This is a genomic window from Thalassolituus marinus (genome assembly GCF_020320395.1).
Classification (GTDB): domain Bacteria; phylum Pseudomonadota; class Gammaproteobacteria; order Pseudomonadales; family Oceanobacteraceae; genus Venatoribacter; species Venatoribacter marinus.
Genome location: NZ_JAEDAH010000042.1, coordinates 7,559 through 27,761, shown reverse-complemented (window position 1 = coordinate 27,761; position 20,203 = coordinate 7,559). Strand labels below are relative to the sequence as shown.

General features: G+C 53.4%; 16 protein-coding genes. 6 read left to right on the top strand and 10 right to left on the bottom strand.

Annotation, left to right across the window (positions count from 1 at the left end; genetic code table 11):
* Window positions 1-10 precede the first annotated feature (10 nt).
* The gene (nhaD, locus tag I9W95_RS08155; RefSeq protein ID WP_225673710.1) at window positions 11-1,264 is read right to left on the bottom strand and encodes a sodium:proton antiporter NhaD; all 1,254 of its coding nucleotides are present in this window, start codon (window positions 1,262-1,264) and stop codon (window positions 11-13) included.
* Window positions 1,265-1,470: 206 nt separating this feature from the next.
* Between nhaD and I9W95_RS08150 the strand changes: the two genes are divergently transcribed.
* Window positions 1,471-2,337, top strand: a complete 867-nt coding sequence (locus tag I9W95_RS08150) for an endo alpha-1,4 polygalactosaminidase (RefSeq protein ID WP_225673708.1) — start codon at window positions 1,471-1,473, stop codon at window positions 2,335-2,337.
* A 5-nt stretch (window positions 2,338-2,342) separates the two neighbouring features.
* Here the strand turns inward: I9W95_RS08150 and I9W95_RS08145 are convergent, their stop codons facing one another.
* From I9W95_RS08145 to imuA, 9 genes are all read right to left on the bottom strand, one after another.
* On the bottom strand, window positions 2,343-2,987 hold the full coding sequence (locus tag I9W95_RS08145) for a cyclic nucleotide-binding domain-containing protein (protein ID WP_225673706.1): 645 nt from the start codon (window positions 2,985-2,987) through the stop codon (window positions 2,343-2,345).
* A gap of 162 nt (window positions 2,988-3,149) precedes the next feature.
* A complete protein-coding gene (locus I9W95_RS08140; protein ID WP_225673704.1) occupies window positions 3,150-3,956 on the bottom strand; it encodes a type IV pili methyl-accepting chemotaxis transducer N-terminal domain-containing protein in 807 nt (268 codons plus the stop codon).
* Window positions 3,957-4,171: 215 nt separating this feature from the next.
* A complete protein-coding gene (locus tag I9W95_RS08135; protein ID WP_225673702.1) occupies window positions 4,172-5,767 on the bottom strand; it encodes an ABC-F family ATPase in 1,596 nt (531 codons plus the stop codon).
* An 89-nt stretch (window positions 5,768-5,856) separates the two neighbouring features.
* Window positions 5,857-7,995, bottom strand: a complete 2,139-nt coding sequence (locus I9W95_RS08130) for a sensor domain-containing protein (protein ID WP_225673700.1) — start codon at window positions 7,993-7,995, stop codon at window positions 5,857-5,859.
* A gap of 15 nt (window positions 7,996-8,010) precedes the next feature.
* Window positions 8,011-8,637, bottom strand: coding sequence for a hypothetical protein (locus I9W95_RS08125; RefSeq protein ID WP_225673699.1), 627 nt, complete (start codon window positions 8,635-8,637; stop codon window positions 8,011-8,013).
* A gap of 18 nt (window positions 8,638-8,655) precedes the next feature.
* A complete protein-coding gene (locus tag I9W95_RS08120) occupies window positions 8,656-9,042 on the bottom strand; it encodes a response regulator (RefSeq protein ID WP_225673697.1) in 387 nt (128 codons plus the stop codon).
* 298 nt (window positions 9,043-9,340) lie between these two features.
* The gene (locus I9W95_RS08115) at window positions 9,341-12,514 is read right to left on the bottom strand and encodes an error-prone DNA polymerase (RefSeq protein WP_225673696.1); all 3,174 of its coding nucleotides are present in this window, start codon (window positions 12,512-12,514) and stop codon (window positions 9,341-9,343) included.
* Window positions 12,514-13,941, bottom strand: a complete 1,428-nt coding sequence (locus I9W95_RS08110; protein WP_225673694.1) for a Y-family DNA polymerase — start codon at window positions 13,939-13,941, stop codon at window positions 12,514-12,516. The genes I9W95_RS08115 and I9W95_RS08110 overlap by 1 nt, the downstream gene beginning before the upstream one ends.
* A gap of 1 nt (window position 13,942) precedes the next feature.
* Window positions 13,943-14,596, bottom strand: a complete 654-nt coding sequence (gene imuA, locus I9W95_RS08105; RefSeq protein WP_225673692.1) for a translesion DNA synthesis-associated protein ImuA — start codon at window positions 14,594-14,596, stop codon at window positions 13,943-13,945.
* A gap of 214 nt (window positions 14,597-14,810) precedes the next feature.
* Between imuA and I9W95_RS08100 the strand changes: the two genes are divergently transcribed.
* From I9W95_RS08100 to I9W95_RS08085, 5 genes are all read left to right on the top strand, one after another.
* Entirely contained in the window at window positions 14,811-16,316 is a 1,506-nt protein-coding gene (locus tag I9W95_RS08100) for a DNA recombination protein RmuC (protein WP_225673690.1), read from the top strand.
* Window positions 16,317-16,412: 96 nt separating this feature from the next.
* Entirely contained in the window at window positions 16,413-17,165 is a 753-nt protein-coding gene (cmoA, locus tag I9W95_RS08095; protein ID WP_225673688.1) for a carboxy-S-adenosyl-L-methionine synthase CmoA, read from the top strand.
* Window positions 17,165-18,166 carry a tRNA 5-methoxyuridine(34)/uridine 5-oxyacetic acid(34) synthase CmoB gene (cmoB, locus tag I9W95_RS08090; RefSeq protein ID WP_225673686.1) on the top strand — a complete coding sequence of 334 codons (1,002 nt, stop codon included), beginning with the start codon at window positions 17,165-17,167 and terminating at the stop codon, window positions 18,164-18,166. The genes cmoA and cmoB overlap by 1 nt, the downstream gene beginning before the upstream one ends.
* A 126-nt stretch (window positions 18,167-18,292) precedes the next feature.
* Window positions 18,293-18,415, top strand: a complete 123-nt coding sequence (locus tag I9W95_RS18360) for a hypothetical protein (RefSeq protein ID WP_263866141.1) — start codon at window positions 18,293-18,295, stop codon at window positions 18,413-18,415.
* Between the two features lie 281 nt (window positions 18,416-18,696).
* Entirely contained in the window at window positions 18,697-19,749 is a 1,053-nt protein-coding gene (locus tag I9W95_RS08085; RefSeq protein WP_225673684.1) for a 3-deoxy-7-phosphoheptulonate synthase, read from the top strand.
* The last annotated feature ends 454 nt before the right edge of the window (window positions 19,750-20,203 follow it).

The following is a 20,203-nucleotide window of genomic DNA, read 5'->3' as shown; positions in this document are numbered from 1 at the left end:
GCAGGGTGGATCAGATAATAATCTGGCCCAGACCCAGTACGCTGGCATAGCCCACGCTGTAGGCGATGATCAGCGCCACAAAGTATTTCATGTAGCTGCCAAAGGTCAGTTCGTTGACCTTGCTCATAGCGACGATGCCTGCAGCTGAACCAATAATCAGCAGCGAACCACCCACACCGACGGCGTAGGTCAGCGCCATCCATTCCTGCAGCGTCATGCTGACATCCGCTTTCAGCAGGGCGGCCGTCAGCGGCACGTTATCAATCACTGACGACAATAAACCCATCAGATAATTAGCTGCCCAGGCTGGCAGGTGGCTGTAAAGCGAGACAAAGCTGTCGAGGGCGTGAATTTCTTTCAGCGAGCCAACAAGCAGCAAAATGCCAAGGAAGAACAGCAGGGTGTCGAACTCAATCTGGCGGATATAGTTGAGAATCGGATGGTTTTCAGTGTCTTCACCGTACGCACGGGCAAGCAGGAACATGACGGACAAACCGGTGAGGAAGCTCAGCACCGGTGGAATATCGAACAGCACGTTACCGGCGATGGTGGCCAGAATAGTCAGTACAAACACACCGGCAATGGCCAGGTCAACCTGCGCCAGTTCACTCTCTTTGTGTTCAATAACCGCCTGCTCACGCAGCGGCCATGACAGCATGCTCACCAGCAGTACTACGGCAACCAGTGCCGGGAATGATAACCACAGCAGATTGGTGATGCTGACCTTACCGGCCAGGAAAATCATCAGCGTGGTCACGTCACCGGTAATCATGGCGACTCCGCCGGAGTTAACGGCAAATACTACGACGGTAGCAAAACGCAGGGTTTTGGACGCCGGCAGGTTCAGCGACAGTATCAGGGCGATGGAAATCAGCGTGGCTGTGATGTTGTCGGCCAGTGATGAAAACGCAAAACTGAACAGGCCGGTCAGCAGCAACAGCTTACGCTCGGAAATACTCGACGGCAGAAAGCGGTAAATTAAGCTTTCAATAAGGCCCTTTTTATTGAGGTAAGCAACGAAGGTCATCGCGGCCAGCAGAAACAGCCAGAGGCTGGCAATTTCGCCGATATTTTCCTGCAGTCCTTCCTGAACTTTTTCATGAACGTGCCCATCTGCAGAAAAGGCAAACAGCAGAACCCATGACAGTGCACCGAGAAACAGTACAACCTGGGCTTTGTTAACGTGGATAACTTCTTCGAGTACAACGGCAAGTAAGCCGGCGATGGCGAGCGCCACCAGGATATAGGGCAGTATGTCAGGCATGAGGACCTCAGGGACGACGGAGGCGGAAGAACCGAACGCAGACGTTCAGCGACAGCCGCATTGTAGGAGCCTGAAAATTCGCTGCAATGGCTTTTTAACGGCAGCCGTTAAGACCATAGCCGTAAACCGCCACTGCAGTGGGGCGTTGCGGTCATGAGACAGATTGTTCGCACAGGGACTATGCTGGAAGCTAAAAGGAGAATCGTATGAGAAAGCCGGGTGTTATTTATTTGTCACTGTTACTGGCAGCCTGTGGTGGCGGTGATGGTGGTTCCGATGACGATAGTGGCAGTGGACATGTTATGACGCTGCCACTGGCACCAGCGGCCGTTACGGATGGTGATTGGTACAGGCCCGCTGTTGGCGTCAGCTGGCAGTGGCAGTTGAGTGGCACGGTCAATGATGGCTACGACGTGGCACTGTACGATATTGATCTGTTCGATAGCAGTGAGGATTTCATTGCTGATCTGCAGCAGCAGGGGCGTAAGGTCATCTGCTACTTCTCTGCCGGTTCCTATGAAGACTGGCGTGATGACGAGTCCCAATTCAGCAGCGATGATCTGGGTGACACTCTGGACGGTTGGCCCGGTGAGCGCTGGCTGGATATTCGTTCGCAAAATGTGCAGCGCATTATGCTGGCACGACTGGATACGGCCGCCAGTAAAGGCTGTGATGGCGTCGAGCCGGATAACATGGACGGTTACCAGAATGATAATGGTGTCGGCCTGAGTGCTGATGACCAGTTGGCGTACAACCGCTTTATTGCCAATGCGGCGCACCAGCGCGGTCTGGCTGTGGCGCTGAAGAACGACCTCGATCAGATTGAGGCTCTGGTCAGTTATTTTGATTTTGCTGTTAACGAGCAGTGCGCAGAATACGATGAGTGTGATCTGCTCACGCCCTTTATTGACGATGGCAAGGCGGTGTTGCAGGCGGAATACGCAGAGCGCCTGGTGAATGACAGTGATGAGCGGGATGCGTTATGTACCGCTATGGCTGACTTGCAGTTCAGCACGCTGATCTTACCGCTCAATCTGGATGACAGCTTCCGCTACGACTGTAACGGAAGCTGAGTCGATCAGTACTCTTTCCAGCTGCCGCTGTTGAGTGAGTCGTTCCATTCACACAGCAGCTCAGCAAGAACATGAGACTGGTGATGCAGGAAGCGCAGTTCTTCCAGGGTATTTTTTTCACCGGTGTACAACGGCAAAGTACGTAATTTGGCCACCAGTGGATGATCCGGAATCTGCATTTTATTGCGTTCCAGTGTCCAGCGGATGTTGTTGGTCAGCATACGGAAAAAACTGATCTTTGTGGCCTGACTGAATAACGTGAAGTCTTCCAGATTATTGAAGTGCTCGTAATCAATACCAGCCAGCAGTGCGGTGCGGCCACTGACCTTAATGGAGGCGGAGCGTTTGAAGTTCAGCACCATGGCCATAACACCGAACATTTCGCCCGGATTAATCTCGTTAATCACATCACCACTGTCGTCATTGGCAATCACAGCCAGCTGACCTTTCAGCAGAAAATAGAGGATGTTCGCATCATCGCCACGGTTGATGATAATTTCATCATGGTCTGCTGTGACAAACTGGGTGACGCTCATCAGCAGCTCAAACTGTGATGGGTCCGTATGTATCAGATCTTTGAAGAAGGTGACGCCATTAACGATGCGGTGCAGCGATTCAATGGGGTACTCTTCACGGGTGATACGACGCATGTTGTTTCCATACCTGTAAAATCATTGAGGCAATATAGCACGACAAATCACGGAAGAAAGGCTGAGTTGGGGGTGGTTTTTGATCTGTGTGACAGATATCGCAGGTTTTGAAAATCCCCTCACGATGAAGAATAGCAGCCCGGGAAGAACCCGGGCGGAATATCAGTGGCCGGCTGAGGCTAATTGTCCTGCTTTGCTCATCATCAGTTGCTGATACTGCATGGTGATTTCATCCATTTTTTTCAGAATGGATTCGGTAGTCACAGAGATAACCGTTGGTACATAACGTCCGGTGCTTTCCAGGTTGAAACCTGACTGCGAGAAGTTCCACTGATTACGTACTTTACGCAGGGAATCCTTAAGCTCCGGCGTGTTGTCGGTATAGCCTTCCAGTTCGGTCAGTGATTGCTCAAACAGATCAATCGCTGCGGCAAATTCGGTTTTCAGTTCCGGTGAATCCACGCGCCAGTAAAGTGCGGTATATACCTTGGCTATTTTCTGCGACAGCATGCGCTGGCGACCGGAAATATTCACCAGGCGGGCGCTTTCTACCTGAGCGTATTTTTCGATCTCTTTTACCACGTCGTCACAGGCTTTCAGTAACGCGAGATTGGTTTGCAGCAGCGGCTGCAGATCCTGGCGGGATGGCTGGCCAATGATTTGTGAGCGGTGAGGAATCCACAGGCTTTCTACACTGTCGAGACGGCTGCTGATGGCATTGGTCGGGCTGTAATCGCGCAGTTTGAGAAACTGTTCTTCAAACAGTGCTACTGCATCGTCCAGTTGGCCGGACGCTTTATCGGCCTTTACGTCGGCACCGATCAGCAGATAGTTCTTCATCATACGCTGGGTCAGCATACGTTGCCGGCCGGATATATTAATGGCTTCTGCGTCTGTAATGCCCCAGCTGTAGGAAGGGACAGATAATGGAATCAGAGCCATAACCAGACTGAAGATGATTTTTTTCATGGCGGTAACCCATAGCAAGTTAGATTGATATACCTACCCGGGGATAGCAAAGAATGCGCCAATAGAGTGCTTTGTATTTTCTGGCCAGCCTTTATGCGGGGCGCAGATTACAGATTGACTGTTCAGTCAGGATTTAAAGCAGAAAATCGCACCTGAAGTGTGCGAATAAAAAGAAAAATGCGCCCGGCTTTGGTGCGGTGCCGGGCGCTTGCGGCTTATTCGATACCCTGAGATTTCAGGTATTCGTCATAAGTACCGTGGAAGTCGACAATTTCGTTGTCACGGATTTCCAGAATACGGGTCGCCAGCGAGGATACGAACTCACGGTCGTGGGATACGAAGATCAGGGTGCCTTCGTACATTTCCAGCGCCATGTTGAGCGACTCAATGGATTCCATATCCATGTGGTTGGTCGGTTCGTCCATCAGCAGTACGTTGTGATCCTGCATCATCAGCTTGCCGAACAGCAGACGGCCTTTTTCACCACCGGAACATACCTTCACGGATTTCTTGATGTCGTCCTGGTTGAACAGCAGACGACCCAGTGTGCTGCGCACAGCCTGATCATCGTGTTTTTCTGTTTTCCAGCGTTCCATCCAGTCGTACAGGTTTTCACCGCTGTTGAATTCGTACTCGTGGTCCTGAGCGTAGTAGCCCAGGTCGGCGTTTTCGGCCCACTTGATGGTGCCGCCGGTTGGCGTGACATCGTTGACCAGGCACTTCAGGAAGGTGGTTTTACCCACACCGTTGGCACCGATAACCGCGATTTTTTCACCGGCTTCGATCAGCAGGTTGGTGTTCTTGAACAGAGGCTCATCACCGTCGTAAGCGTGTGCCAGACCTTCGATCTCCAGTGCCAGGCGATGCAGTTTTTTCTCCTGGTTGAAGCGGATATAAGGGTTCTGACGGCTGGATGGCTTGATATCGTCCAGTTTGATTTTGTCGATCTGCTTGGCACGGCTGGTCGCCTGCTTGGATTTAGAGGCGTTGGCCGAGAAGCGCGATACGAACTGCTGCAGTTCAGCAATCTGAGCTTTCTTCTTGGCGTTTTCCGCCTGCAGGCGTTCACGTGCCTGAGTGGACGCGATCATGAAGTCATCATAGGTGCCCGGATAGATCTTGATATCGCCGTAGTCGATGTCCGCCATGTGCGTACACACGGAGTTCAGGAAGTGACGGTCGTGCGAGATGATGATCATGGTGCACTTCATGTTGTTGAGGATGCCCTCAAGCCAACGAATGGTGTTGATATCCAGGTTGTTGGTCGGTTCGTCGAGCAGCAGGATGTCCGGGTTAGAGAACAGCGCCTGAGCCAGAAGCACCCGCAGTTTCCAGCCCGGAGCTACTTCGCTCATAGGACCGTTGTGCAGTTCTTTCTCGATACCAGCACCCAGCAGCAGCTCACCGGCGCGGGATTCGGCAGTGTAACCGCCCATCTCAGCGAACTCGCCTTCGAGTTCTGCAGCGCGCATGTAGTCTTCTTCAGTGGCTTCAAGGTTGGCGTAGATGGCATCACGCTCTTCCTTAACCGCCCACATCTCTTTGTTGCCCATCATCACGGTGTCGAGCACGGTGAAGGCTTCAAACGCGAACTGATCCTGGTGCAGTTTGCCCAGACGTTCGTTCGGAGTGACGGAGACGTTACCGGCCGATGGTTCCAGTGAGCCATCAAGAATTTTCATAAAGGTCGACTTACCGCAGCCGTTAGCGCCGATCAGACCGTAGCGGTTGCCGTCGCCGAACTTGACGGAAATGTTCTCGAACAGTGGCTTGGCGCCGAACTGCATAGTGATATTGGCAGTGGAGATCACGCAGGAATCCTGAAATCTGGAATTTAAGAAGGGCGCGATTATACGTGTTTCTGAGTGAAAAACGAACGAAGGTAACGGCTGTTCAGGGGTTAACGTACGGATATTTTGCTGTCATACCACCTTTGCAGGGTGTCGAAGGCCATGGGTTTGCCGATCAGGAAGCCCTGAGCGATGTCGCACTTCTTCATTTTCAGCAGTTCCATCTGGGTGTAGGTCTCAATGCCTTCGGCGATCACTTCCAGTTTCAGGGCGTGGGCGAGGTCGATGATGGCCGAGATTATGTGGCTGTCGGTATCGTCGGAACGAGAGCGGACGAAGAACTCTTTGTCGATTTTCAGGGTATCGACCGGCAAGGTGCGCAGATAGGCCAGTGATGAGTAGCCGGTGCCGAAGTCATCGATAGCAATCTTCACCCCCAGGGTTTTCAGCGCATTCAGGATCAGGTGAGTCGACTGATGATCGGCAATCAGGTCGTTCTCGGTGATCTCCAGCATCAGGGTCGAGGGCGCCAGTCCAACCGCATGCAGCAGGCGGCGCAGTTTGGCAACGAGGGTATCGTCGTTGAATTGCTTGGGCGACAGGTTCACGCTCATCATCAGTGGTGTGCCAAAGCGTTTTTGCCATTGAGCCGATATCGAAATCGCCTCCTGCAGTACCCAGTCGCCAATCGCGGTGATCAGGCCACAGTCTTCAGCGACTTCAATAAAGCTGTCTGGCGTAAGCAGTCCCCGTTTCGGATGATTCCAGCGGATCAGTGCCTCGACGCCGGCAATATTGCCGGACAGTACGTCAATCTGTGGCTGGTAGAACAGCTGAAATTCTTCCTGATCGATGGCGTTGCGCAACTCGGTTTCCATTACCAGGCGCTCGGTCATGCGCGCATTCATTTCTTCGGTAAAGAAGCGGAAGTTTCCTTTACCTTCATTCTTGGCCTGGTACATCGCCTGATCGGCGTGAATCACCAGTGCTTCAGGGGTACTGCCATCCTCGGGGTATTGTGCGATACCGATACTGGCGCCAATAAATACGTCGGTGGCTTCTATGTGAAACGGTTTCTGGAATTCGGCGATGATTTTTTCGGCCACGGTAATGGCCGAACGCTGGTGGGTTTGCTGTTCGAGTAATAGTACAAACTCGTCGCCGGCCCAGCGCGCCAGGGTGTCGCAATCGCGGCAGCGGGTACTGAGACGTTCCCCCACCATTTTTAACAGGGCATCGCCGGCGCTGTGTCCCAGTTTATCGTTAACCGATTTAAAACGGTCAAGATCAATGAAAAATATCGACAGGGTCTGGCCGCTACGCTTGTGAATGTTGATGGCGTATTCCAGCTTTTCAGTAAATGAAATGCGGTTATCGAGCCCGGTAACGCTGTCGAAGCGAGCCATGCGGTAGAGTTTTTCCTCGGCCTTTTTCTGCCGGGTTATGTCGCGAAAGAAAATGTAAAAGCGAGACCTTTTTTCTTCGTGCGGAATAATATTGAACGACGCCTTGATCGGAACCATATTGCCTTCGTGGTTCGTCAGAGTCATTTCTTCTTCAAATTCGTTGTGGTCTGCCAGGCGGCCGATGATGGCTTCGACGTCCAGAGAATTGAAGGTGTCACTGCTGATATGGTCAATGTACTGGTAAATATAGTGATCGGTTATTTCATCGTGTGGCACACCGGTGAGGCGGATCGCCGCCGGGTTGGCATTGAGTATCTGGCCATTAATATCAAAAATAATGATGCCATTCTGAGTGCTGTTGAAAATGGTGTTCAGTTCATGGTCTTTCTCTTCCAGATCCCGCACCAGATCGGTCAGCATGGCTGATTGAGTACGCAGTGCACGTTCGCGTAAATCCGACGTACTGATATCAAAAATAGAGATAACACAGAACTGCTTGTCGTCCTGTTGCAGTGGTTTGATCTGAATGGACTGGACGATACGCTGGTGGTTGTGACGGCTGACAATGGATTCGTTGTACAGCGGAAAGGATGCTTTCATCAGCTTGGCGGATAACACCGATGGTGAGTTCTGATGCAGAGCTTTGTCGATGGCGCGTTCAATCCGTGTTCCCTGCAGTTCGGTGAATGTGTCGAGAACCCGTTTGCCCAGCATGTCTTCGCGACGGATCCCCGAGCGTTTCTCCATCCAGCGGTTCCAGCTGACCACGGCGGTATCTTCATCCAGTACGATGACTCCGGCGCTGACGCTGTCGATGATGTTTTTATAGAGTTCTCTGGTCATCAGATGGTCCGCCGCCTACAGCCCCATACGGGCTTTTATGTGGTCGTACAGTTTGACCAGCGTGTGTTTAGGTTGGAAGAACATCAGTTGGGCTGTGGAGTTTTTCTTAACCACGGTGAAAGATATGGTCAGAAACAGAATCATATCGTCGGAGTTGCTGAGAAAATCGGTATCCTGAGTAATGTCGTCGAAGTAACCGTATTCGCAGTGCGGCAGTTCGGTGTTCAGCCGGATCTGCAGCAGATTGGACAGCGCATAAATAACGCCGGATACCGCCACATTGGTCAGGTCGAGGAGCATTTCCTCTTCCGTTGCAGCAAATTCGACCCGCTGCTCTTCGTATTCGGGAATCAGACCATTCAGCAGGTTGAGACTTTCGGCCTCGCTGAAGAACAGCACCGCTTCGCCTTCAATATCGCCACTGAATTCCTGCTGCACAAATATGGCTTTACCGGCATCACGCATTACATGGGTAAAGGCCAGTGCATCCTGCTTGGGAATCATGTTCACTTCCGGTACATGCAGCTCGATGCGGCTACCGGAAATTTCGGCCAGTTCATCGATAACATGGCCTAGTCCGAGGTTAAGGGACTCCGCCAGAATATCCAGCGACAGAGCTTCAGCCTGAGCATCCAGAATCATAGTCGTTGCTCCCGCGGGTTAGGGTGAAGTAAAGAACTGTCGCAGACGTTCTATAAACTGATCGACGTCGTTGGGACTGATGGTTTTCAGGATATAAGTCAGCCCGGCGGCTTCGGCATCGTCCTGCAGATCTTTACTGCGGTTGCCGGTTACCAGAGCGATTTTATGCGCGGCAACACCAGCGGCTATTAATGCTTTGGCAGTGTCGACCCCGTTAGGGCCGCCCATATTGATGTCGAGCAGATACCAGTCGAGTTGATAGGCATCGGCTTCGGCCATGGCAAGCGCATCGGCACCGGATGCGGCTTCCATAAATTCGGCATCGGAAAAGATATTGCTTACGGCTTCCTTCGCCAGCATGCGGGCAAACAGACTATCGTCTGCCACCATAATTCTGGTCGTCATAAATCATCCTGATTTGCTGATAAAGCATCCCTTTCAGGCTAGTTGAGTTGCCTGTCACTGCAAGGCAGGTCTGAGCTGAATAGTGCTTATGTACTAATTCAGTTTATTCAGGTCCTTTCCGGGAAAAATGCGTACATCGTTGTTTTTTCGGGAAATAAAATAACCTGCAAAAAATAAGGTTTTTATGCTTTTTATCTGTAAATAAACTGCATACGAATTAATAATTTAATAAATTCAAAGACTTATGTTTTACCCCTGTGTGAAAGTCTGACTTGGCACAAAAGTTCGCATTCATGCTTCAGTGGTAGTCATGAGAGCGGCTGTCAAGCCGGGGCAAGAGGTGGCTCATATCCAGTAAGCGGTAAGCAATGACATGGGTAATACCGGAAGATTCATCTTTCTCGATGCGGCCATAAGCCTGCAGAATCCGCGCTTGTGTCAGTTCTCTGAGCTGGCGTTCGGCGGTGGCCAGCCACACCACCATATTAACGCTGCCGGTCTCGTCTTCGAGGGTGACAAAGGTGACACCGGCCGAGGTTCCCGGGCGCTGACGGCAGGTGACTAAACCGCAGACAAAGGCTTCGCTGTTATGCGGCTGTTGGAGCAGATCACAGGCGCGTAATGAATGACCGAGCTTCCCTTGTTCGCGCAGGATTTCCAGCGGGTGGCGGCCGAGAGTAACACCGGTTGCCTGATAATCTTCCAGTAATTCGCTCACTTCTGCCGGCGCTTTTAACGAAGAAGATTCTGTACTGCTGGCGCTCAGACTTTCACTGAGCAGGTCGTACTGCAGTGGCTCCGCCACTTGCCAGCGTGCCTGATAACGGTGCTCGCTGAGACCACTGAAGGCATTGGCGGAAGCCAGTAAACTGCTGTCGCGCACACTTAAACCGGCGCGCAGACGACAATCGTTGACCGAGCTGAACGGCCGTTGCTGGCGTGCGTTAACAATGCGTTCTGCCGCGTCTTCGCGCAGACCACGCACCAGGCGTAGCCCCAATCTGAGCGTTGGCCGGGAGCTGCCGCTGTCAGCCTGATGCAGCCAGTCGCTGTGACTGACAGTAACCGGCAACACCTTAACGCCGTGACGGCTGGCATCCTGAATCAGCTGCGCCGGGCTGTAAAAACCCATAGGCTGGCTGTTCAGCAGAGCGGCACAGAACAGCGCCGGGTGATGGCATTTCAGCCAGGCACTGACATACACCAGCAGGGCAAAACTGGCGGCGTGGGATTCCGGAAAACCGTACTCACCAAAGCCTTCCAGCTGACGTTGCAGACGGCGAATGTAGTCGATGCTGAAGCCTTTGTTCAGCATATTGTCTTCAAGCCGTTGCTGCAGTCGCTGCATATGGCCTTTCTTGCGCCAGCTGGCCATCGAGCGACGCAGTAAATCGGCTTCGGCGGCGGTGAAGTCGGCGGCGACCATGGCAAACGCAATCACCTGTTCCTGAAACAGTGGAATGCCCAGCGTGCGTTCGAGAATGGGCCTGAGGCTGTCCAGAGGGTAGTCGGGCTGTTCTTCGCCATTACGCCGTTTCAAATAGGGATGCACCATGTCGCCATGAATCGGGCCGGGACGCACAATGGAAACCTGCACCACCAGATCGTAATAATGGCGTGGCTTTAAACGCGGCAGCATATTCATCTGCGCCCGGCTTTCGACCTGAAACACACCAATGCTGTCGGCTTGCTGCAGCATGGCGTAGGTAGCGGGGTCATCCCGGGGAATCGCGCTGATGGGCATATGTAATTGCTGCAGGCAGCGGCGAATAGCCGACAGCATACCCAGACTTAGAATATCCACTTTCATCAGACCCAGGCTTTCCAGATCTTCCTTGTCCCACTGAATCACGGTGCGCCCGGCCATGCTGGCATTTTCTACCGGTACCAGCTCGCTGATGCTGTGGCGGGCAATGACAAAACCACCAACGTGCTGGGATAAATGCCGGGGAAAACGCAGGATTTCACCAATCAGTTGTTTTAATAACTGCAATTGCTGACTGTCGGCGACACGGCGGCTGGTTAATTCATCCAGCCAGTTGTGCTTTTTATAGCGATAACCAAAGTTGGCCAGTACCGGCTCCAGCGCCAGTAAATCGAGCCCCAGTGCCATGGCCACATCACGCAAAGCGCTTTTGGCACGGTAGGTGATCACGGTGGCCGCCAGTGCGGCACGATCACGGCCATAGCGCTGGTAAATATACTGAATCACTTCTTCCCGGCGCTGGCTTTCAAAATCGACATCAATATCCGGCGGTTCATGACGCTCGGCGGAAATAAAACGCTCAAATAACAGGCTGACTTCCTGCGGATTAACTTCGGTAATAAACAGGCAATAACACACCACTGAGTTGGCGGCAGAACCACGTCCCTGACAGAGAATATTCTGCGCACGGGCGAAATGTACGATGTCGTGAATGGTTAAAAAATAGTGCTCATATTGTTTGAGCTTTATCAGTTTCAGTTCTTTTTCAATGGCTTTTTTAACGGAAACAGGCAAGGGGGTGCCAAAACGTTTACGCGCACCTTCGTAGGTCAGGCGACGCAGATAACGACTGACATCCCGTCCAGCAGGTAAGGTGTCGGTGGGGTACTGATAACGTATTTCACTGAGAGAAAAGTGGCAGCGACGGGCAATGTCAAAGGTGCTGTCGAGTAAGGCTTTGCTGTACAGATGGCGCAGTTTTTTTTCTGAACGTAAATGCCGCTCATTATTAGCAAACAGCTGTGCGCGAACACTGCGAATAGGGCGATTAAGGCGAATGGCGGTTAAGCAGTCCTGCAACGGCTGACGCTGGCGAATGTGCATATGCACCTGGCTGGCGCAGGTAATGGGCAGTTGCCATCGTTCAGCCAGAGTCAGGATGCGCTCATAACGCCAGTGATCATCGCCATCCAGCATACGCTCTGCCAGTAGCCATAAGCGCTGCGGGAAATGCGCGCTGAGTTGTGCGGCAAACGTATTCAGAGCGTTTGTTGTCAGGCGGTCGCTGCGTGGCTGCCACAGCAACAGGCAATGCTGAATAGTCAGTAATTGTTCCGGTGTAAACAGGTATTCACCTTTGTCGGCGGCGCGGCGGCAACCGGTAATCAGCTGACATAATTCGGAATAGGCTGCTTTATCGGTTACCAGTAATACAAACAGATGCTCGTGGCATTGCAGTTCGCAGCCAACGATTAAACGAAAGCTGGTTAATGCCATATTGTCCGGTTGTTGCTGACGTAAATCTTCCAGTGCCTGCCAGGCGCGTACGACCCCGGCCAGTGAACATTCGTCGGTAATCGCCAGCCCCTTATAGTTCAGTTCCACGGCGCGCTGAATGAGTTCTTCCGGGTGGGAGGCGCCGCGCAAAAAGGTAAAATTACTGACGCAGTGCAGTTCGCAATACGCCCAGTTATCTTCCTGCGTTTGCACCAGGGTTTCTGTTTCAGCTGTTGATGGTTTTTGCGGGTTTCTGATCAGGCGCAGCATCAGGAAAATACTCCGTGAATAAACCAGCCATCCGGTGCATAAAATACCCATAGCCGCTGACCTTGCTGCTCTACCAGATAATAATTACGGCGCACGTCACTGTTGTCCCACCAACCGCTGCTGATGCGTTCGGGCCCGGCCAGTACGGTTTCAGGGGGCGAGCAGGGGATGGGGTGTACTAACAACCACAGCGGGCGCTCGCCCTGGTCCGGGCGCAATGCGTGTGTCGTCGATGAGGTGTCACTTAATGCGGTGGCCAGTTGCAATGCAGCTTCCGGGCGTGGGTCCGGCTGATAGTTGAGGCGCAATAATTGCTGAGGCTGCAGGCGAATACCCAGACGATTCAACAATTGCTGGCTGTCTGTACTGCGCTGAGCGTTGTCCATTAACAGTGAGTGCTGGGTGGTTTGCCGCGGCTGAAACTGATCGACACGCAGAATTAATTGCTGCACCGGCGATGGCAGTAATTGTTTTTCGAGAAAATGCCGTACCAGAAACAGCAGTTCCGGCTGGCGGTATTCGCTGTGAGCAAAACGGATATGCCATTCACTGTTATTCAGTTCGCGGTGCTGCAATATCAGTAGCAGTTCGCGGCAACTGCTTTGCTGACGTTGCAGATACAGCGCCAGACGTTGCAGCAGTCGTTGCAGGGGAAATAACAGACCGTTGGCGTGGCTGACTTCGTGAATAAACTGCACGCCCTGTTCAAATACCGCCGGTACTTCAAACGCAGGCAGGGGGTGAGCTTCATGGCCGAGCAGACGTTGCAGTGATTGTGTCAGGCCTTTGCCGAAACGGGTCGCCAGTCCACTGAATGGCAGGCGCAGAATATCCGCCAGGGTATCAAGGCCCAGACGCTGCAGCGCCATGCACTCGTCCTGCGCCAGGATCTGGCCTTGTTGCAGCTGTGCCAGCGTCAGCGCCTGCAGATCATCCATGCCGCTGCGTGCCGGTAATTGCAAATGTGCCCGCAATCTCGCGGCCAGCGGCGTATCACCACTGCCGCTGTAGCAGATCCATTGCTGCTGTTGAATCGACTGTTGCAGTTGTTGCAGATAACGGTCAGCGCCACCGAACAGGCGCAGCATAGTGGCGGCTTCCAGCCACAACCCGTGTCTGCCATCGTGGCCGCTGTCGCAGGCGACCTGAGCGCTGAACTGTGTGGCCCACAGCGCCCGGCTGTCGAGTAACTGCTGCTCCAGCCCCGGATCAGAGCGCACCACCTGCAAGCCCGGGCTCAGACAGAGGGCGGTGGCCAGCGGCATGTCCTTCCGCACTCCATGCTGACGGGCGCTGTCGTTGCATTGCTGGATATGTGTCTGACCACTGGCCGCAACTATTGCCAGTGGTTGCTCAGCGCTTTGCGGATGCTGCTGTATCAGGTTATGCAGATACAGGTCGGGAAAGAGCAGGTAGAGCCAGCGCATATCATTGCTTCGCGCTGTTTGTCGGAATCACAAACGGCTGCGATGGCCAGCTGCCACGGCGTTTATGGAAAACCGCCTGTAGCTGTTGCGCATCCAGACGCTGCACACTCAGGCGTATGGCAGCGGGGGAACCGCTGCTGTCGAAGGCACATTGCGGCCATAGCCAGCAGTAACTCTGATGCTGACTGGCCGCCAGTTGCAGACGGCGTATATGGGGCTTGTTAAGACGTGCAGGCCAGCCCAGTACGGCGGAACAGTGGCCGCTTTTCAGACCTTCTTCCATACACCACAGCGCCTGCTCCTCATCCTTCGGATGCACCAGCAGAATACGGCGGATATCAATGCCGGCGGCGAGCAGCGCGGCCGGTTGTGGCAACAGTAACTGCTGCTGAAACTGTGGCCCGGCGACCCACAGAATCCAGCGCGGTTGTTCGCTCAGAGTCGCCAGCGCAGGCAATATCAGCGACAGCTCGCCCTGACCGGGCTGAGCGTATATTTCGCATACCTGACCTTCGGCCCAGCCGCCCCCGGGCAGATGTTCATTCACAACGGCAAAACCACTGTCGAGTACGGTGAGCGACGGCCGCTCATTCTGCTGCGTCCGCGCCTGCCATACCTGACCCTGGTCGATTACCTGAGACAGTGGAGTAGGCATGATTGGTTTCTGCTTTAGTTTGTATGTATATACAGTACTGTATGTATAATCAGTATTCAACTGGCTGTTATATGCAGCGGGTTGTAAAAGGACTGGCTATCGAGGGGCTGGGATTGAAAGGTACAGGCATCGAAAGGCGCTGGCATCGAAAGGCGCAGACGGAGACAATGGTCGGCAATAACTCTGTATCGCAGTGGTCTGGAACAGGAGAAGTATGTTGGATTTAAGTTTTTTGCCGTATCTGACGGCATTGCTGGCACTGACCAGTGCGGCGTCTGTGGTTTATGTGCAGCGTTTACGCACGGCTCAGCAGGCGCAACAACAACTGCACGAGCAAGCGCAGGATGAGTGGCAGCAACAGCAACAACAGCAGACTGCGCAGCTGGCGAGTCTGGAGCAGCAACTGGCCGAAGTTACCAGCAACCTTCAGGAGCAGCGCCTGCAGCAGACTCGGCTGGAAGAGCGTGATGAATACAGCCGTGAGCAGCGCCAGCAATTGCAACAGCAACTGACCGACACCCTGCAGCAACAGCAGCGCATTCAGCAACAGTTGGCTCAGGCGCAACAGCAACTCGCCACCGAGCAGGAAGCTCGTCAGCAGGAGCAACGCAACAGTGAAGAAAAACTGGCGCTGCTGGCCGAAAGCAAAGAGCAGATGCTGAAAGAATTTGAAAACCTGTCTAATCGTATTTACGAGCAGAAGCAGAAGCAGTTCTCTGAGCAAAGCCAGAAAGGTCTGGATACCTTACTGAATCCGTTTAAAGAGCAGCTCGAAGGGCTGCGTAAGCGGGTCGATGATGTACATGTGGCCGACGCCAAAGACCGCACCGAGCTGAAAACCCAGATTGAAAACCTGCACAAACTGAATCAGCAGATCACTGCCGAAGCACACGCCCTGACCACCGCGCTGCGCGGTGAAAAGAAAATGCAGGGCAACTGGGGCGAGATGGTGCTGGAAACCGTGCTCGACCGTTCCGGCCTGCGTAAAGGTGAAGAATACGTGCGCGAGCAGGTACATCAGGACGACAGCGGCAAAACTTATCGTCCGGATGTAATTATCAATCTGCCGGAAGGCAAACACATTGTGGTCGATGCCAAGGTGTCGCTGAATGCTTACACCGATTATGTGAATGCCACAGACGACAGCGAACGTGAGGCGGCGGCGCGTCGTCACACCGATGCGATTCGTAATCATATCCGCGGACTGAGCGAAAAAGCCTATCAGCAGTTGCAGGGCATTAACTCGCCGGATTTTGTCTTCCTGTTTATGCCGGTCGAGCCGGCCTTTATGCTGGCTTTCCAGCAGGATGAAGGGTTATTTAACGAAGCCTTTGAGCGCCGTATTGTGGTGGTCACGCCAACCACTCTGCTGGCTACCTTGCGCACGGTGGCCAGTATCTGGGCTATTGAGCGCCGTAATCGCAGCACCGAGAAACTGGCCGAACAGGCAGGCAAGGTGTACGACAAACTGGCCATCGTGGTGGAAAAATTCGAGCGTGTTGGCAGCCAGCTGTCCACCGTGCAGAAGAGTTACGACGACGCCTGGAACTCAATGAAAAGCGGACGTGGCAACCTGCTCAGCCAGGCGGATAACTTCCGTAAACTGGGCGTGCGGGCGAAGAAAGATCTGGATAAAAAGCTGGTGGAGGAAGCCACGGCCGAAGCCGATCTGTTTGATGCACTGGAGCACAGACGCGACGAGCCGTTGCTTGAGGAATAGTGGCTCAGGCACATCGGCACTCAGGCTACAGAGGAAAGTTCCTCTGACCCCGGCCTTCCGTTAGAATGCGCGCCAGTTCAGAAACTGGTCACCGACATGTCAGAATTCGACCCTAAACCCGACAATATTTATCAGCAGCCACAGGACTCTGTGGCTGACTTTGCCTTCGATCAGGCGGTTGCGCGTGTCTTTCCTGACATGATCAAACGCTCGGTGCCGGGCTACGCCGAAACCGTGGCCATGTCCGGCATTATTGCCGGTCGTTATGCTCGTCCGGGCAGTAACCTGTATGACCTGGGCTGTTCGCTGGGTGCGGTGACCCTGGCCATGCGCCACGGTGTGCAGGCGGCAGGTGCGCGTGCTGAGGGCTGTCGTATTATCGGTGTGGATAATTCTGACTCCATGATCGAACGTGCCGAGCACTATATTGCGCTGGATGAAGCCAGCGTGCCGGTGACCATGACCTGTGCCGATATTCTCGATTACCCGCTGGAAAATGCGTCGGTGACGGCACTCAATTTTGTGCTGCAGTTTATTGAGCCGGACAAGCGTTTTGATCTGCTCAGTCGTATCGCGCAAGCCACGCTGCCGGGTGGTGCCCTGATTCTGTCGGAGAAGATTCGCTTCGATCCGTGGGAACAGGTGATGCAGGATGAACTGCATCTCGACTTTAAACGTGCCAATGGTTATTCCGAACTGGAAATTGCCCAGAAGCGCAGTGCCATTGAAAACGTACTGATTCCCGAAGCCCATGACGAGCATGTCGAACGTCTGCGTGACGCCGGTTTTTTCCGCGTTATTCGCTGGTATCAGTGTTTTAATTTTGTTTCATATCTTGCGGTTAAATAATGTCTGAACAAAGTACCATTCTTCCCTGGTTTGATGATGTGTTGTCCTTTATGCAGGACGGCCCACTGGCACGCTGGGCAGAGGTGCTGCCGCAGCAGCTGAATGAAATTCTGCATGAAAAAGAACACGGTGATCAGCAGCGCTGGCTCGACTCTGTGCTGGCATTACCGGAAATTACAGCGGTTGAGGCCGATTTAAACAGCCACGATATTGCCTTAAAAAGCAGTGAACTGAGCGAACAGCAAAGCGCTGCGGTGGATGCCTGCCTGCGTGGCTTAATTCCATGGCGCAAAGGTCCGTTCCGCTTTTTCGATACCCACATTGATACCGAATGGCGTTCCGACTGGAAGTGGGATCGCGTTGCACCGCACATTGCCCCCTTGCATGGTCGGGTAGTGCTGGATGTTGGCTGCGGCTCGGGTTATCACATGTGGCGTATGCTCGGCGCCGGTGCTAAACGCGTTATCGGTGTTGATCCATCACGTTTGTTTCTGATGCAATTTCAGGCCTATAAAAAATACCTGCAAAGCGCTCAGGGCCAGGCAAATGCCGATTTGCTGCCATTAAAAATGGAAGATGTGCCGCCGCGTCTGAAAGCCTTCGATACGGTGTTCTCTATGGGCGTGCTGTATCACCGCAAGTCACCGATTGATCATCTGCAGGAGCTGAAAGATGCCCTGCGTCCGGGGGGAGAGCTGGTGCTGGAAACCCTGGTGATCGACGGCCCGCTGGGTGAGGTGCTGATGCCGGAAGACCGCTACGCCATGATGCGTAATGTGTGGTTTATTCCAACACCGGAAACCCTGTTGCTGTGGTGCCGTCGCGTGGGGCTGAAGAACGCGCGGGTTGTCGACTTAAACCAAACGTCGCTGGATGAACAGCGCGCCACCGAATGGATGCGTTTCAACTCGCTGAAGGATTTTCTCGATCCGACCGACGCAAATAAAACCGCTGAAGGCTATCCGGCACCGCTGCGTGCGGTGATTATTGCAGAAGCCTGATGCAGCTGGAAAACAGGCAGGAACGACATAAAAGTCTGCTTTCTGCCCTGCGCTTTGCAGGGATTATTATGTTTTCTCAGGGGTTGAAATCGCTTTGCTAACCGGCGTAGTATGAAAACCATGATTATGAAAACACGCACTCAAACCATGATTCCGAACGAAGCCACTGCCAACGCAGCGGCTTCTTCCTGCGTGTTTAACTGGTGGTTCTATGGCTATTACTTTAGCCAGGAGTCAGGCCGCCTGTAAGCAAACGCTTATTTCCCCAGGGCAGTCTGAATCAGATGACTGCCAACGGTATCAAACCCCGACTGGCAGTCAGCCACTCGGGGTTTTTTATTGGCTTTAAAAAACTGCAACGTCAGGACATTACTATGAACACTCAGTCTGCAGCCGCATCACAACGTCTGAAAACGCACGCACGGGCTAATCGATTTAGCCGTGGCGAAGCCTCGTATTGGTATTGATTCACGCTTCGCCAGCCGTACAGAAATACAGACACGTTTGCAGATGAGTAAGAGGATCGAACAATGAAAACCAACGCAGAAAAAAACACAAAGACAACCACCAGTAACGACCCGGCAGTACGCCCACTGAGCACACCACGCCAGCTGAAAGCCGAGATGGCGGTCAGCGAAGAGCTGGCCGTACAGATTGAACAGCAGCGTCAGCAGATTCGTGATCTGCTGGAAGGCAACGACCAGCGCCTGCTGATCGTTACTGGCCCGTGCTCCATTCACGATGAAGAAGCGGTGCTGGATTACGGTCGCCGCCTGGCCGGACTGAACGAACAACTGAAAGACAAGCTGCTGATTGTGATGCGTGCCTACGTGGAAAAACCGCGTACCAGTGTTGGCTGGAAAGGTCTGGCCTACGACCCGGCGCGTAACGGTAAAGGCGATATGGCTGAAGGTATCCGTCGTTCACGTGCGGTGATGCTGAAGCTGGCCAATATGGGCCTGCCTCTGGCCACGGAAGCACTGAATCCACTGGTGATGCGTTACCTGGATGATCTGATCAGCTGGACTGCCATTGGTGCGCGCACGTCTGAGTCACAGACTCACCGTGAAATGGTCAGCCATCTGCCGATGCCGGTGGGGATTAAAAACAGCACCGACGGTTCAGCCAGCAATGCCATTAACGCCATGATTTCTGCGCGTCACAGCCACCATACCCTGGGTGTGGATGTCGATGGTCAGATGGCCATGCTCGACACACCGGGAAATGCCGATACGCATCTGGTGCTGCGCGGTGGCCATGGTCTGACCAACTACGATGCTGAATCCATTGCCGCAGCACTGGCGGAATTAGAGCAGGGCGGTTGTCACGCCAGAGTGATGGTGGACTGCAGTCACGCCAATGCCTGTAAGGACCACGCCCGTCAGATTCCGATTGCTCATGAGGTGGTGGCACAGCGTGTGGCAGGCAATCAGGGCATTCTTGGTTTGATGCTGGAAAGCTTCATTACCGCCGGACGTCAGAACGACAGTGGTGAGTTGCAGTACGGTCAGTCGATTACCGATGCCTGTATCGGCTGGGATGAAAGCGAACGCTTGCTGCGCGATATTCACGCGCAGCTGTAAAGTTTGCACTATTAAATGGCCAGTATTCTGCTCATTGCTGTCCCACAAATTTGTATTTGAACTTTTGTGAGATATTCCAGGCCCCTTGTCCTCATAGAGGGGCCTTCCGAAACGTCGGACCGCCCCTCTCGCCGGACGGGCGTGACTCCTGACCGCCATGGATGGCGGAAATGCAGGTTTTGCAGGAGCAAAAACCGGCCCGCTTCGCGCTGTCCTGGCTCGTTTACCCTTGAAACCTTGATATTTCCTGACCTTGCGCCCCATCGGCCATCGATGGCCAGGGCCGCCTGCCCGAGTCCCTTCGGGCAGGTCGGAAATATCTACGCTTTCTGCGGTGAGCCCAGAGGTGCTGTGTTAGTTAACCTTGCAGCCTTATTTCAAACGTCATGCAGAATCTGAACTTCATGCCTCTGACTGAAATTCAGAGTAGGCGTTGTACTAAAAAGCAGCTTGT